The organism is Candidatus Binatus sp. (genome assembly GCF_030646925.1).
Taxonomy (GTDB): Bacteria; Desulfobacterota; Binatia; order Binatales; family Binataceae; genus Binatus.
Window position 1 is genome coordinate 1 of record NZ_JAUSKL010000087.1, and the last position, 15,761, is coordinate 15,761.

Annotated in this window: 13 protein-coding genes; 4 read left to right on the forward strand and 9 right to left on the reverse strand. The window is 60.5% G+C overall.

The window, feature by feature from the left end:
- From Q7S58_RS15005 to Q7S58_RS15020, 4 genes are all read left to right on the forward strand, one after another.
- The coding region (locus Q7S58_RS15005; protein WP_304827370.1) for an amidohydrolase family protein at positions 1–341 on the forward strand (341 nt) is incomplete at its 5' end.
- A 74-nt stretch (positions 342–415) separates the two neighbouring features.
- A complete protein-coding gene (locus tag Q7S58_RS15010) occupies positions 416–973 on the forward strand; it encodes an amidohydrolase family protein (RefSeq protein ID WP_304827373.1) in 558 nt (185 codons plus the stop codon).
- Positions 974–980: 7 nt separating this feature from the next.
- Positions 981–2,114: an amidohydrolase family protein gene (locus Q7S58_RS15015; RefSeq protein WP_304827376.1), complete on the forward strand. Its 1,134-nt coding sequence runs from the start codon at positions 981–983 to the stop codon at positions 2,112–2,114.
- A gap of 301 nt (positions 2,115–2,415) precedes the next feature.
- The gene (locus tag Q7S58_RS15020; RefSeq protein ID WP_304827381.1) at positions 2,416–3,348 is read left to right on the forward strand and encodes an amidohydrolase family protein; all 933 of its coding nucleotides are present in this window, start codon (positions 2,416–2,418) and stop codon (positions 3,346–3,348) included.
- A gap of 432 nt (positions 3,349–3,780) precedes the next feature.
- On the opposite strand, the gene Q7S58_RS15025 is transcribed toward Q7S58_RS15020, so the two are convergent.
- The 9 genes from Q7S58_RS15025 to Q7S58_RS15065 all read right to left on the reverse strand — a co-directional run bounded on the left by Q7S58_RS15025 (position 3,781) and on the right by Q7S58_RS15065 (position 15,525).
- Complete coding sequence (locus tag Q7S58_RS15025; RefSeq protein ID WP_304827385.1) at positions 3,781–3,990, reverse strand: hypothetical protein; 210 nt, start codon at positions 3,988–3,990, stop codon at positions 3,781–3,783.
- A 46-nt stretch (positions 3,991–4,036) separates the two neighbouring features.
- Positions 4,037–4,345, reverse strand: coding sequence for a hypothetical protein (locus tag Q7S58_RS15030; RefSeq protein ID WP_304827388.1), 309 nt, complete (start codon positions 4,343–4,345; stop codon positions 4,037–4,039).
- A gap of 214 nt (positions 4,346–4,559) precedes the next feature.
- Complete coding sequence (locus tag Q7S58_RS15035; protein WP_304827391.1) at positions 4,560–5,048, reverse strand: hypothetical protein; 489 nt, start codon at positions 5,046–5,048, stop codon at positions 4,560–4,562.
- 926 nt (positions 5,049–5,974) lie between these two features.
- On the reverse strand, positions 5,975–8,665 hold the full coding sequence (locus Q7S58_RS15040) for a cation-translocating P-type ATPase (protein WP_304827394.1): 2,691 nt from the start codon (positions 8,663–8,665) through the stop codon (positions 5,975–5,977).
- Positions 8,666–8,669: 4 nt separating this feature from the next.
- The gene (locus Q7S58_RS15045) at positions 8,670–11,876 is read right to left on the reverse strand and encodes an efflux RND transporter permease subunit (RefSeq protein ID WP_304827397.1); all 3,207 of its coding nucleotides are present in this window, start codon (positions 11,874–11,876) and stop codon (positions 8,670–8,672) included.
- Between the two features lie 2 nt (positions 11,877–11,878).
- Entirely contained in the window at positions 11,879–13,036 is a 1,158-nt protein-coding gene (locus tag Q7S58_RS15050; protein ID WP_304827400.1) for an efflux RND transporter periplasmic adaptor subunit, read from the reverse strand.
- Positions 13,033–14,460, reverse strand: coding sequence for a TolC family protein (locus tag Q7S58_RS15055; RefSeq protein WP_304827404.1), 1,428 nt, complete (start codon positions 14,458–14,460; stop codon positions 13,033–13,035). Before Q7S58_RS15055 ends, Q7S58_RS15050 begins: the two co-directional genes overlap by 4 nt.
- Positions 14,461–14,642: 182 nt before the next feature.
- Positions 14,643–15,341, reverse strand: coding sequence for a recombinase family protein (locus Q7S58_RS15060; RefSeq protein WP_304827407.1), 699 nt, complete (start codon positions 15,339–15,341; stop codon positions 14,643–14,645).
- Entirely contained in the window at positions 15,313–15,525 is a 213-nt protein-coding gene (locus Q7S58_RS15065; RefSeq protein WP_370655526.1) for a recombinase family protein, read from the reverse strand. Before Q7S58_RS15065 ends, Q7S58_RS15060 begins: the two co-directional genes overlap by 29 nt.
- Positions 15,526–15,761 lie beyond the last annotated feature (236 nt).

A 15,761-nucleotide genomic window follows, 5' to 3' on the forward strand; every position in this document is an offset into this window, starting at 1 on the left:
TATGCGTCGAGGCCGACGCCGGCTGGGTTCCGCATTACATGTACCGCATGGATCACGCCTACGACCGCCATCGCTACTGGCTGCCGGCGGGCACGCTCACCAAAAGGCCGAGCGAATATTTTCGCGAAAATGTGTACACGACTTTTCAGGACGACTACGTCGCTTTCCAGGTCAAGGATCTGTGCAACATCCATCGCCTGATGTGGGCCAATGACTTCCCGCACAGCGACTCGACCTGGCCGTGGTCGCAGGAGGTGCTGAAGAAGCAGACCGCCGGCCTGACCCAGGACGAGAAGAACCTGATACTGCACGACAACGTCGCGGAGCTCTACGGACTGTAAAGAGGCTGGTAAGTTCGCTGCAAGTGCAGTAGCGATTTGAACCTAACAGCCAAAAGCCGAATGGAGGTAACCCGATGGCCGACTACGATGTAGTGGTGAGAAACGGAATGGTGATCGATGGGACCAGGATGCCGCGGTACCGCGCCGATGTCGCGATCAAAGGCGGCCGCGTCGCAGCCATCGGGCGATTCCCCACGGACGCCGGCGCGAAGAACATCGACGCCAGCGGCATGATCGTCGCCCCCGGCTTCGTCGATCTTCACACCCACTATGACGCCCAGTTGTTCTGGGATCCGTACTGCTCGATTTCGAGTTGGCACGGCGTGACCTCGATTGTCATCGGCAACTGCGGCTTCGGCTTCGCTCCGGTGCGTCCCGCCGAACGCGAGCGCGCGATGCAGACCATGACCCGGGTCGAAGCGATTCCCTACGGCGCGATGAAAGCCGGGATGCCGTGGGACTGGACCACGTTCCCCGAATTCCTCGACAGCATCGACCGCAAGCCGAAGTCGATCAACATCCTGCCCTACATGGCAATCTCGCCGCTGCTGACGTGGGTGATGGGCCTGGAAGCGGCCAAAACGCGGCCGCCGACCGGAGCAGGAAGAGCGCGAAATCTGCCGCCTGCTTGACGAGGCGATGGACGCGGGCGCCTGTGGATGGTCGGCCCAGCGCCTGCCTCCCAGCGGTCCCGCCTGTGTGCAGCGCGACTTCGACGGCACGCCGATGGTCTCCGACCTGATGTCGGACGACACCTGTTACGCGCTGGCGCGCGTGCTCGGCCGGCGCAACGAAGGCTTCATCCAGATGACCCTTGCGACCGAAGACCAGAGCAAGGACATGGCGCACTACGAGAAGCTCGCCGAACTGAGCGGCCGTCCGGTGCTGTTCAATGTCGTACAGGCGCGCGACGGCCATCCGGAGGTCCATCGCGGCAGTATCGCGTGGCTCGACCGTTGCCGCCAGCGCGGACTGCGGGTGTACGGGCAAGCAATTACCACCGACACCAACGTGACGTTCTCGTTCGTCGATTGGAACTTGTTCGACGAGGTGCAGGAGTGGTGCGACGCGACCACCGGCACGACCGAGGAGCGGCTCGCGAAGCTCAGCGATCCGAAGCGGCGCGAGGCGCTCAAGAACGCCCGGACCCCGATGGTCATTACCGAGGAGTTCGACCAAATCATCGTGACCCAGGTCGATAGCGAAGCGCTCAAGAAGTTCGAGAACCTGACGCTGCGCGAGATTAGCAAGCAGACCGGCAAGCATCCGATCGACGTGATGCTCGACATCGCGTGCGCCGATAATCTGCGCGCCGAGTTCTACGCGCCGGGCCCCAACCAGAACATGAAATACATGAAAGAGATCATCGACGAGCCGTACCTGATTCCGGGCGTTTCCGATGGCGGCGCGCATACCAAGTTCTTGACCGCCGGCCGTTACCCGACCGACTTCATCACCAAACTGGTCCGCGAGCACAACATGTTGAGCCTCGAGGAAGCGCACTGGCGCTTGAGCGCATTGCCTGCAATGTGCGCGGGCTTCCGCGACCGCGGCACACTTCGTCCGGGAGCGCCGGCCGACGTCGTGGTTTATGACTACGAGGGTCTGGCGATGCGTCCGATGGAAATCGCCCACGACTTCCCGGGCGGCGAATGGCGGCGGGTGCAGAAGGCCGACGGCTACAAGGCGGTGCTGGTCAATGGCCAGGTGACGCTCGAGGACGGCGAGCCGACCGGCGCCTCGTCGGGCAGGCTGCTGCGTCATGGTGCCTGAGTTAACTATTTGATGGCGCGGATTTCCGAGCCCATCCGGTCCTTGTGAAGGTAGCTATCGCGGCCGCCGTCGGCTGATTTGGCGGCGGCCGCGGACCCTAACGAAATCAGCGAGGGCAAGCCCGATGGAAGAATCTTTTTTTTCCGCCGACGGCCATGTGATCGAACCTCCGGATCTGTGGACCAGCAGGATCGACCCGCAGTTTCGCGAACGCGCGCCGCGCCTCGAAACGCTGCCGGACGGCGACTACTACTTCCTCAACGGCCGCAAATCCACGCCGCTCATGGGCCTCGAAGGCTCCATGATGAACGAAAAAATTGAAGGGCACATCGATGCCCTCAGGCCTCATCGCTTTGAAGAAGCGCGGCGTGGCGCCTGGGAACCCTCGGCGCGGCTGGCCGATCAGGATCTCGACAACTTGCGCGCCGAGGTTATCTACCCCGGCGTCGGGCTCGGGTTTTTTGCGCTCAACGATGCGGCTTTCCAGCGTGCGGTGTTCCGCGCCTACAACGATTGGCTGATTGACTTTTGCCGCTTCTCACCTAATCGCCTGTTAGGCGCCGGTCTGCTCACGGTTAAAGGACCGATTGAATGGGCTATCGAAGAAGCCCGGCGCGTGGCCAAGTCCGGCCTCCGCTCCGTATCGATCCAGGCCACCGTGCCGGAGCGTCCGTATGGCAGGTCCGAGACTTACGAGCCGTTGTGGGCGGCGCTCCAGGATCTTGGCCTGCCGGTGGCCATCCACACCGGAACCGGAGTCGATTTGGGCAAGAGCATGGCCGAACTGGGTCCCGGCATGTTTGTTCTGGAAAACAAGATCATCGTGATGATGCGCGCGGTGGGCGAACTTATCTGGTCGGGTATTCCGCAACGCTATCCGAAGTTGCGCTTTGTGCTGGTCGAAGGCGGCATCGGATGGATCGCTTCGCTGCTTCGCTTCATGGACCACTGGTGGGAAGACCATCACCGATGGATGGAGCCTAAGCTCGATGAACCGCCGAGCGCATATTTCCACCGTCAATTCTGGGCCACGTTCGAGGATGACCGGCCCGGCCTTCTCACTCGCGAACTGCTCAATGTCGATCATCTGATGTGGGGCGCGGACTATCCGCACACCGAAGGAACCTTCCCGAACTCGCGAGCGCAAGTGGCGAAGGATTTCAAAGGCATTCCCGTTGCCGAAGTCTTAAAGATGGTGTCGGTCAACGGAGCAAAATTGTATGGCGTCGCGTAAAGCATGCCGATCGCACCACGCCGCAGGTCACCTCTAAACATGGAACATGATTAAGCATTGAACGGACGCTTCAGATCGAGTTCGGCCGGGAGATGCTCTCCGCGCTGCAAGCGCATCGCACTTCGTTGGCCGAAAGCATCTACCGAAACCCGGTCGGCGATTATGTTTCTGCCGACCAGGCCGCCCTTCAGCGACAGCTTTTTTCTGTGACAAACCGCTGATGATGGCGCAGACGGGCGACCTGCCCGAGCCCGGTGATCGCATCACCAATGCTCACTTCCAATTACTCAATCGATGAGTGTCCCTACTGAAAATCGCGATGAATCGTTGACATTCCTGCGCTGATGCAGGCGATCGTTTACTTGCTAGTGCGCCGGTTCCGAGGCGGGACCGAGGGTTCGGTACAGGCGGATCGGTGCAGCGGGCTCCTGATTATTCGAACGTAGTCTTCAGTCGCGCCGCCGCGTTTATGAAGTACTGAAAGCTTTGGTTGTACAAGTAGAACTTGTCCATGCCATTCGCGTCGCGATAGCGAAGCTTCAATCGTCCAGGATACACCAATGTATTGAGCGTGTGCTGCGCATCAGCAAACCCATTGGCGCCGACGTTCTCGATCAGCTCCTTCCAATCGCGCTTCGGCATTTCCAGGATGATATCCGACGCTTCCTCCGCCTGAGCCGGGCTGAGCTCACGTACATCGCGGTCTCGCGTAGCTCCCCAGACCGATCGATTCGAGGCGGGTAACATAGTCCCGCACCATCTTCCTCTTTACGCCCGCGACCATTTCGAGGCCCTGATCGTATCGCGCGATGCCGCCGCCCATCAGTATCGCAAGCGCTTCCCAAGTCTGCTGGCCAAAATACTCGTCGAGGATGAATCGCTCGCCGCCGAGCAAGTAGTTGGTCAGTTCATCGACGCGTTCCGGTTTCTGCGCCAGCATAAACTTGACGTGCCCTGCGCCATAGGCAAGGTGACGCGTGAGGAGCGCGAACGTCAAACCGCAAAGCCGTTTGTGCAAATGGATGCCGCTCATTGCCGCTCGGACATCAGCCGCCATCCCGGCATGCATAAGACCCGCACCATCAACCCCTCCGCCTTACGGTACGGACTGTCGCGGAGTAAAACGATACCAACCCAAGCGCGAGCGCGGCGGCGTGGCGGAGATTTATGCCTGACCAATAACGGTCAGGGTGCCGAACAGCAACTGTGTGTCAGCGCGAGAGATCGCGGTGAACGATGTTCAGAATGTTCAACCCGCCATGCGCTTCTAGTCGATCGATGCTCATCTTGTTTCGCAATTCGTAGCCGGGATGAATCAAGTTTCTGTACTGCCGTATGGCATCGGTTAACATCCCGGCGCTAGCTTCAACGATCTTCAATTCAATAGCCACCTTGATCAGGTCCGAGAGGTCCCACCTCGAAAGGTCAGAGTCTGATGGAGCGCATTTTGCGCTTCTTGCCTTCGCCTCGTCTTGGCTTAGGCGATCTAAGAGGATCGCTTCTATCGAGCCGCCCGCGAGGATGACTACCGACTTCCAGCATTCCGCGATGAACGCCTTCTGAATTTCTATATAGTCTCTTTCAAGGATTGTTCGCAGCGAAGTATCTCTAACAAACTTGAATTCAATACGCTCCCCGACTGGCGCGATGTTCTTGTCGGTGTCTAGCACAGCCTTCAAACGGGCGATGCATGCGGCCACAACGCCTCGAATTGGAGGGCGTTCAAAGTAATTCGGGTTTCCCTTGAAGGTAAAGTTCTTAGGTCGAACGGGGGTAAAAGATCGGTAAAGTCTGATCTGATTCTCGCGATTTCGTCCAGTGCGAATTTGCATGCGGCGACCTTTGCGAGGGTCTCCTTTTCGTGCGCGAGAATCTCCGCCTGCGAAACCAACGAGTCATAGTAGCCTTTTAGTTTCGTCTTTTGTTCATCGCTTAGAGCAGCCACTTTCTATCCCTCGTTTTTGAATTGCTTCTCGGACTTGTTTGCTCCGACTGACCATTAACAGTCAGCCGCGCGAGCGGCAACTGTGCGTGTTCGAGCGATCGTCGGGCCGAGCGCTCGAACCTAGTCAACGTCAGACCCTAGTAGACTAAATCAGCCGCGACCCCCTCACCGCGCAGCCCTACCGGGTCCTTGGCGCTCTGACGTCCATCAACGCTGCGGCGTCCCACCATACGTGCGCCGGATAGCCCCCTTCCAACATCGCGCGCCCAGGGCAGCGCTATCCAACGTCCGTTGTTCGGGAGCCGCTGGCCCCGCTGCATATCCGGAAAGGGTCGAAACCTGCCGTTCGGAAATGACGCAGATCAGGCGACGCAATTAGGCCGAGGTAGTCGCCGCCCGCAGGAGTCGTGACACGGTAGCGGGATGGACTCCGAATAGATGCGCCGCGTCTGCGGCCGCTCGCGAGCGTGGATGGGCGAGGGTTTCGATCGGTATCAGCCGGCCCGATAGGGTCGTTGGTTGGGCAATTGCCCGAATCGCAGGCATCGTTGCGGCGAGCAGAATCAACCGCGCTGCGAGCAACATCGTCACTCGCTTCATCTTTTTCTCCTCGCGGTTGGCGCCCGTCGCAAAATCTGCGCTGGTCTGGTCGTAAGCTAATCTATGCCAGTTCTTTTCCGATCATTTCCTTTTTGCAAGCTTCCTCAGCTCCAGCACCGCGAGCGGTATCAGGCCGAGAACTATCCACCAAACGCATTGGGCAAGCGTGACTGGCTCGATCCCAAAGAGCAGCTCCAGCAGCGAAAGATGATGGATAATGAGCTGCAATCCAAAGCTCGCGGCCACGACCGCAAACAGCCGGAGATTCGAGAGCAGGCCGATCTCCCATACCGTCCGGACGTTGCTGCGCGCCCCAAACGAGCGCATCAATTCCGCGATGACCAGCGCGGAGAACGCGGCATTGCGCGCATCCATCACGCTGCCGTCAACGTAGAGCTCCCAGGCGAAAGCCGTTATCGCGACTCCGGCCGTAAGACATCCCGTCAAAGCGATCAACCCGAAGAACCCGCGATCCATGATCTCGGACTTGGGATCGCGAGGGGGCCGCGCGAGAACGTCGGCGTCGATCGGGTCGGTCGCGAGGGCCAATGCCGGAAGCCCGTCGGTAACCAGGTTGATCCACAGCAGCTGAATTGGCAGAAGCGGCAAGGGCCAACCGATCACTGCGGCAATCAGCATTACCGCCAATTCCCCGGCGTTCCCGCCCATCAGGTAACTGAGTGTCTTCACGACATTGTCGTATATGCCGCGGCCTTCCTCGACGGCCGCGACAATCGATGCGAAGTTGTCGTCCGTCACTATGATGTCGGCGGTCTGCTTCGTCACTTCGGTGCCTGTAATTCCCATCGCAACACCGATGGACGATTCCTTGAGAGCTGGCGCATCGTTGACGCCGTCACCGGTCATCGCGACCACGACGCCACGCGCCTTCCACGCGCGAACGATGCGGAGTTTGTGTTCGGCCGTGGTCCGCGCGTACGCGCACACTCGCTCGACCCGATCCGCGAGTTCAGCATCCGTCATCATCTCGAGATCGCGTCCAACCAGAACCTGGTCCGCGTGTTCGATGATGCCCAGCTCGCGGCCAATCGCACGTGCCGTGTCGGGATGGTCACCGGTGATCATCACGACCTTGATTCCCGCGATTTTGCACTTGCGGATTGCTTCCCGAGCCTCCGCGCGAGGAGGATCCTGCATCCCGACAAGGCCAAGGAGTGTCAGGTCTAGCTCGATGTCTTCGGGTGAGCCATCTAGCGAAGAGGTGATCGGCGAAAACGAATCGAGTCTCCGCTGCGCGAAAGCGAGCACGCGCAGGGCTTCACTGCCCATCAGCGCACTCGCCTCAAGCATCCGGGCGCGGTCAGCGTCGCCAAGTTTCGTGACACCGCTCGCGGTGCGAACCTGAGCGCAGCGTTCGAGGATCACCTCGGGTGCGCCCTTGACGAACGCCCACGGGTTTTCATCGCGGCGACGAATCACCGTCATTCGTTTCCGATCGGAGCTGAACGGGACCGAGCCCAGCTTCGGCATCGCCGTATCGATTGCTTCGCGGGAAAAACCCGCCTTCGCGCCCGCGACCAGCAGAGCACCTTCCGTTGGGTCGCCAATCACGGTTTCTCTACCGTCACGCCGCGCAAGCTGCGCATCGTTGCAAGCGACAGCCGCGGTAAGGAGGTCGGCAAGCAACGGATCGTTACTAGTCCTCGCTTCGGCGCCATCCGAGAAAATCGAGCCGACGGTTGAGTAGCCCTCGCCGGTGACGTTGTAATTGCGCGCGCTTGTGATGATCCTGCGCGCAGTCATCTCGCCAACCGTGAGAGTCCCCGTCTTGTCGGTGCAGATGACCTGGACGCATCCGAGGGTTTCGACCGCCGGCAGTCTGCGCACCAGCGCGTTGCGTCGCGACATCCGCTGTACGCCAAGCGCGAGCGCGATCGTTACGACCGCGGGCAGGCCCTCGGGGATTGCAGCGACCGCTAGACTCACCGCCCCGAGAAACATCTCGAATGCCGCAACTCCTCGCAGAATTCCCAGGAGGAAGACCACGAGGACGATCGCGAAGCAGGCCCACAACAGCCGCTTGCCCACCCCGTCGAGTTTCTGTTGGAGCGGCGTTTCCCCGCTGGAGGCGGTTTCAAGCAGTGTCGCGATGTGCCCGACCTCGGTGTTCATCCCGGTTGCAATCACCAGCGCGGCGCCCGTGCCGGTGGCGACACTGGTCCCGAGAAAGGCCATGTTGGTCCGTTCGGCGAGGGGAGCGTCGGCTGAACATTCTCCGGTTCGCTTTTGAACCGGCTCAGACTCGCCGGTAAGAGGAGCCTCGTTGGTCCGGAGCATCGAAGTCTCGACCAGGCGCGCGTCAGCGGCGATCAGATCGCCCTCGCCGAGAACGAGGAGATCGCCGCGCACGATTTGTGCCGCCGGCACGATTTCGGATTTGCCATCCCGAATCACGCGAGCGCGCGGCGCCGTAAGGCGCGCCAACGCGGCGACTGCCTGCTCGGCGCGGTACTCCTGAAAAAAACCGATCCCGGCATTCAAGATGACGATCGCGATAATTACGGCGCCATCGACGCGTTCGCCGAGCGCCGCGGACACTACCGCGGCTCCGATCAACACCCAAATGACGAGACTCTCGAATTGCCACAGGAATATCGTCAATCGCGAGGCATGCTCGGCTTTTCGAATTTCGTTGCGCCCATCGCGCGCAAGTCGGGCGGCGGCTTCGTCGGACGATAGACCGTGCGCCAAGTCGCTGCGGAGTTCCGAGACGACTTGCGCAACCGTGAGCTCGTGCCAGTGTTGATTCATGAGTTTACGTTTGCCGGGATTGCGCGCTGGCAAGCCCGTGCTCACGCCAGATTACATAGATCGCTGGAATCACCATCAGCGTCAGCACGGTCAGCGACACGAGTCCACCCCAAAGCGGCGCCGCGATTCGCTTTGCCACGTCCGATCCGATTCCCGTAGCGAACATAATCGGGATGAGCCCGAAGATGTTCATTCCGACTGCCATTAGGAGTGGTCTCACGCGGGCGACTGCCGTTTCGTGCGTCATCTGAACTAAATCCTGACGACTGCGAAGACGGCCTTCAGCCAGCCACTGCCGATAGCCCTCATCGAGATAGATCACCATGATCGATGCGGTCTCGGCCGCTACACCGAGCAGCGCGATCAGTCCGACCCAGACGGCGATCGAAGTGTTGTACCCGAGCGCATACATCAGCCAGATCGATCCCATCGCAGCGCACGGCACGGAGAACAGCACAAGCAGCGCCTGAATCCATCCACCGAAGTTCACGTAGAGGATCATCAGGATGATTCCGACCGTGAGCGGAATCACGATTTGCATTCGCGCTCGCGCGCGCTCCAGAAACTCGTACTGTCCGGTCCACTTGAGAAAGTAGCCGGGCTTGAGTTTCAATTCGCGCGCGACCACCCGCTTCGCGTTATCGACGTACCCGCCAATGTCTCTGCTGGTGGTATCGACGTAAACCCATCCGCTGAGCGAGCCGCCTTCGTCCTTGATCATCGGCGGGCCCATCGTCGCGACGATTCGCCCGAGCTGGCCCAGCCGGACGTGCGCGACGCGCTCGCCCGGTGACATCGCGCCATCAGGCCCGCCCTGCTTCATTTGATCTGCTGGCATACCTGGTTGATTCGCGCGCTGCCTGGGAATCGGCACCAGCACGCGGGCAAGCGCCTCGGGGCTGTCGCGCAACTCTCGCGGATAGCGGACGTTGATCCGGTATCGCTCGCGTCCCTCAACTGTTGTGTCGAGGTCGAGCCCGCCGATCGCCGTCTCAACCACATTCATCACATCCATCAGCCGCAGTCCGTAGCGGGCGATCGCGTCGCGATCAGGTATGAAGTCGACGTAAAAGCCGCCCATTTCACGCTCCGCGTATACGGACCGCGTACCCGGGACGCTGCGCAAAATGCTTTCGAGCGATTCACCGATTTTCGCGATTTCGCCGAGATCGGGGCCGAAGATCTTCACGCCGATGGGTGTGCGGATGCCCGTCGTCAGCATATCGACCCGCGCCTTGATTGGCATCGTCCAGGCGTTCTGGAGACCCGGCATCGTAACCGCATCGCTCATTTCGCCAGTCAGCCGATCCAGCGTCATTCCAGGCCGCCATTCGGATTTCGCCTTCAACGCTATCACCGTTTCGATCATCGAGAGCGGCGCGGGATCGGTAGGCGTCTCGGCACGGCCAGCCTTGCCAAACACGGATGCGACCTCGGGAAACTGTTTCAGCCGGCGGTCTTGTTCCTGAACCAGTTGCTTTGCCGCCTCGATTGAGATCCCGGGAACCGTGATAGGCATGTAAAGGAGCGTGCCTTCGTAAAGCGGCGGCATAAACTCTGAGCCGAGCCGCGAAAAAGGCACGATCGTGAGAACGAGCACCACGACGGTCCCGATCGCCAGCAGCCATCGATACTTAAGACAGACGCGCAGGACCGGCCGGTACACAGCCATACATGCGCGATTCACTGGATTCGACGCCTCGGGCCGAATCTTTCCTCGCACGAACAGAACCATGAGCGGCGGTACCAGCGTGACCGAAAGAATGGACGCAAAAAGCATCGCGAAGGTCTTCGTGAACGCGAGTGGCTTGAAGAGTCGCCCCTCCTGGGCCTCGAGTGTAAACACCGGCAGAAACGAGATTGCGATCACCAGCAACGATCCAAAGATCGCAGGTCCCAACTCCTTTGCGGCCTGGATCACGAGTTCCGATCGATCCGCATCGGGTCCCGCATGCTCCAGCTTCTTGTGAGCGTTTTCGATCAGCACCACGGCCGAATCGACCACGTCGCCGATCGCGATGATTATTCCCGCGAGCGACATGATGTTGGTCGTGAGGTGCATGTACGCCATCGGGATGAACGAGATGATGACCGCAATCGGCATCACGATCGCGGGCACCAACGCCGACCGCACGTGGAAGAGGAACAGGATGATCACCAGGCTGACGATGATCATCTCCTCCGCGAGGTTCTCGGTTAGCGTATTGACGGAGGCGCCGATCAGACCGGATCGGTCGTAGGTCGTGACTACGCGGACGCCAGACGGCATTGCGGATTGCATTTCCGCGAGCTTGGCCTTCACTCGCTCGATGACTGCCAGCGCGTTCTCGCCGAAGCGCATTACGACGATTCCGCCGACTGTCTCACCCTTGCCGTCGAGTTCCGCGAAGCCGCGCCGGATGTTCCCGCCGACCTGGATTCGCGCGATATCACCCAGCCTGACGGGAGTGCCGGCCGCGTTCGTCGCAACGACAATTTTCGCGATGTCATCGCGACTCTTGATGTATCCGCGGCCGCGAACGGCGTACTCATGTCCCGCGAGTTCGATCACGCGGCCGCCGACGTCGCCATTGGACATTCGCACTGCCTCTCCGATTTCGCTGATCGAGAGGTTGTAGGCCTGCAGACGGACCGGATCGAGTTCGATCTGGTACTCCTTCTCGTAGCCACCGATACTTGCCACCTCGGCAACTCCGGGAACCGACGATAGCCAATACCGAAGCTGCCAATCCTGGAAGCTGCGAAGCTGCTGGAGGTCGTGCTGGCCGGTGTCGTCCACCAGCGCATACTCGAAGATCCATCCGACGCCGGTGGCGTCGGGTCCGATCTGCGGTGAAACACCGGGCGGCAGCTTTCCTTGCAACTTCGCGAGGTATTCGATTACGCGGCTGCGCGCCCAGTAGATGTCGGTGCCGTCCTGAAAGACGATGTAGACGAAAGACATCCCGAACATGGTGAAGCCGCGGACGAGTTTGACCTTCGGCGCTGCGAGAAAGGCCGTGACGATCGGGTAGCTAATTTGATCCTCGACGAGGTCTGCACTGCGTCCCATCCATTCGGTGAATACGATCACCTGCGTGTCGGACAGGTCGGGCAGCGCATCGATCGGCGTGGTGCGAATTGCCCAGATCCCCCATGCGACAAAGAATCCAGTCGCGATGAAGACCATCGTCTTGTTGCGCGCGCAGATGTCGATGAGCCGTTCGATCATCGCTAGTGAGATCCGTGGCGCGCGCCACCGCCAGTCGCGCCACGCAGCCGGCTCTCGGAATCGAGCAGGAACTGCGCGCTGGTTACGATGCGTTCGCCATCGCTCAATCCGCTCAGGACTTCGTAGTAACCGCCGGCGCGCCTCCCAAGGCGAACCTCGCGCGGCTGGTAGCTTGTGTTCCCGACCTGCACGAAGACGATCTTCCGTTCCCCTGTGTCGATCACCGCGTCGTCGGGCAGCGCAAGAACGTCACCCAGCGGAGATTCGATGTCGACCGTCGCGTACATTCCAGGCTTCAGCCGGCCATCCGGATTAGGCACATCAAAGCGGATCTTTACGGTGCGAGTCGCCACGTCCATCGTGGGGCTCACATAGCTGACCGCGGAGGTAAGTTTGGTTCCGAGCGCTGAGGCCAGCGAAATTTCAGCTCGCTGGCCGACACGGACGAGACCGATTTCATCTTCATACACATCTGCCCACACCCAGACATTTTTCAGGTCGGCGACGGTGTAGAGTTCCATGTCGGGCGTAATGTACATGCCCTGGTAAACGGGCTTCATCGTGACGTAGCCGGCGATCGGCGAGTGCAGATCGATCGTCCGGCGAGGGGTGTCACTGCTCTCCAGCTCGCGGATTTGTGCGTCGGTGATATCCCACAAGCGCAACCGGTTCCGCGCCGAATCCACAAGCAGCTTTTTCTCGGCATCGCCAATTCCGGCGCCATCTTTGCCTTGGGCGCGGTTGGCCTCGAGCGCGAGCAGGTATTCGTGCTCAGTGGCGACCAGCTCGGGGCTGTAGATCGAGAGAATCGGCTGCCCGGCCCTGACATACTGTCCCGTAAAGTTCACAAACAATCGGTCAACCCAGCCGGAAATCTTAGTTTGTACTTTCCGCACCTGGCGTTCGTCCGCAACCACCACGCCGACGGTGCGAATTTTCGCCGCAAGCTGCCGGCGCTCGATTACCGCCGTGCGAACTCCGATCGCCTGTCGCCGCTCGTACGGTAGTTCGACCTCCGCCATCCCGGGAACTTGCCCTTGCACTGTCCGCTGAACCTGCGCCTGGACGTGCGCGTGAGGATCGTCGCCGGGCGCGTCCCCCCGGGTGCATCCCGCCACCACAAGCGCCAAGGCGAGCGAGATCGTGATGGCGCGGTTCACGGAGACGCTCCCTGATCGAGTTCGGGCGGCGGTTCTCCAACCAGCGGGCCGATTTCTGCCACTGCCCGGCGATACTGTCCGATTTGCTCCGTGTAGCGCATTCGATACTCAAACAACGCGTTGAACGCATTGAGCGTTGTGAGGAAATCGACTTTTCCTACTGAGTATGAGGCGCGCGCGGACTTGAGCGTGAGCGAAGCCTCGGGGATCAGGTTCTCGCTGTAGAGGTTGATAAGTCGCATCGATGTTTCCGCCATCGCGTGGGCTTGGCGTAGGCGACTCTCCAGCGTCACGCGACTGTTCTGGCGGGCGTGCTCCGCGGCACGCCTGTTGTATTCCGCCTCGGCAATGGCCGGTCGCTGCTTGCGCCAGAAGTAGAGCGGCACCGTGACGCGCAGCCCCACCTCCCATTCCGCGTACAGGCCGTTCTTGTCCGCGTAAGCTCCCATAGCAGTGAAGTCGGGAAGGTATCCTCGTTTCGCCAGAAGCAACGCGTCAGAGGTCTTCAGCACGTCTTCTTCGGCAGCGCGAAGTTCAGGCGCCTGAGCCTCAAGTCGGCGGGTCAAACTATCGAGCGGCTCAAGAATCGAAACCTTATCGATCCATGCGGATTTCGCAAGCACCTCGGTCGCCTGTCGATTCAACAGTGCGTCTATCTCTGCCTCAGCGGTGGTTCGCTGGAGTGCGAGCATCGCGATCCTCTCGCGGAGCGCGTCCCGTTCCAGCGTTGCCCGCAAGATATCCTGCTGCACGGCAGTTCCCACGCTGTAAGCTTGTGCCGTCTGTTTGATCACCGTGTCGAGCACATCGGCGCTTTCGTCAAGGATTGCGGTCGAGCGATCTGCCACGCTCAGGTCAGTGTATGCCAATACCACTCTGGCCAGGACGGAGAGTATCATCGAATCGCGCATCGCGCGCTCCCGTTCGGCTTCGCGACTCGCGATGCTCTCCTTGAGCCCCAGTTTTCCCGGGAAGGGGACTTCCTGCTCGGCGGAAAATTCGAGGTATGAAAAATCCGAGGAGCCGAAGGTGATTCGCCCGAACTGCTCGTTGTGGTAACGCACGCCTACAGACGGATCGGGCAGCGTGCCTTCCTGCGACGGCCGCTGGCGCATCGCCTGGTATTTTTCGTCCACAGCGCGGATTTCCGGATTGTCCGCGCGCGCCGCCCTTAATAGATAACCGAGCGTTAAAGGCCCCGGTGGCGGTGTCTCACCGGCGGCCGCGATTGCCGGCGCGCACAGTATCGCCAAGAAGATAATGGCGATGGTAAAGCATGCCGACCCCCGATATTGGCGCGGGAGCGACCTATAGGCCGAATATTCTTTGAGCATCGCCCGAGTCTGCACCATGGCGCCTGCCAGCTCAAAGAACACCTGGAGGTCGCTGAAAGGGACACGCATAGCTGGCGAATCGCTAAACATGTGGTCAGCCGCGCGGCCCGCTGGGTCTATCCTCGCGTGCGCGGGGGAACCATGATCCGTGTCTCGACGCCGCGCCGTTTCACCTTGATCGGCAGGAGCCTTGAGAGATGAAGGACGCTGGCAATCGGCACTTCGGGATGGCTGATTGAGGCGACGGGGAGTCTGATGGAAACCCGGATGCCCTACTCGAGGAGTTCCACCCGCTCGACCAGATCGGCCATGCACGCTTCCACGTCGATCGAGGCCATTAGGCGGCGGCCGTAATCCGCCGCTGCCTCAAGCATCGCCCGCACGTCCGGAGAATCGATTTCGGACTGCTCCAGCGCCTCGAGCAGACCGGGACGGTCGTCCAGAATGGCTCGTGCGGCGATCGCCACCGCCCGCTCGATCTCAGTGGCCGACAATCGCCAGCCGCGTTGCGCATCGTTGGCAGAGGCTGTAATCAAGCCTCGCGATACGTAATAACGGTATCTCCGCGCGCCCTTTGCGGTGCATTGCGCGTAGAGCGGCTCACCGCTTTGATCGAATAGCAGGCCGCGCAACTGGTGCTGAGCCTTTTCCCACAGCTCGCGCTCGAGGATTGCCTCGTGCAGTCCCAGATGACGTTCCCGCTTGTGGCGAATCTCGCCGATGTAGATCGGGTTGGCGAGCAGCTCATAAAGGGCGCCGCGCGAGAACGATCGACCGCCGGATTTATTGCCCTTCATCGAGACTCGAAGTTTCGAGCTGACGCCGCGGCGATCCAGATCCTGCTTAAGCAGCCTCACGCTGCCGAGTTCCAGGTACCATTCATAAATCTGCTTCACGGTCGCCGCTTCCGCCCGATTGATCACGAGGTGGCGATCGCGAACGTCATAGCCGAGCGGTACGGTGCCTCCCATCCAGAAGTCCCTTGCGCCCGGAGGCGGCGATCTTGTCCCGAATTCGCTCCCCCGTCACTTCCCGCTCGAACTGCGCGAAGGAGAGCAGCACATTCAGCGTGAGCCGACCCATCGACGTGGTGGTGTTGAACTGCTGGGTGACGGACACAAACGAGACGCCCTGGGCGTCGAACACCTCGACCATCTTCGCGAAGTCTGCCAGCGACCGTGGTCGGGACCGCTGTTCTTTGGCTTGAAGGGCACCAGCGCAAGCCGGTCTCATGCGCTTAAAAAGATCGGATTAAGCGCAACCGCAGATGCGCTCGGGTCGCGCGCAGTTCATCTGCTAATATCGTGAAGCGAACGTCGCTTAACGTCGCGTGTCTGCGGACTTGACGCGCCGGGCGGGAATTTGTCCGCCGACTCAGATGAACGGATCAA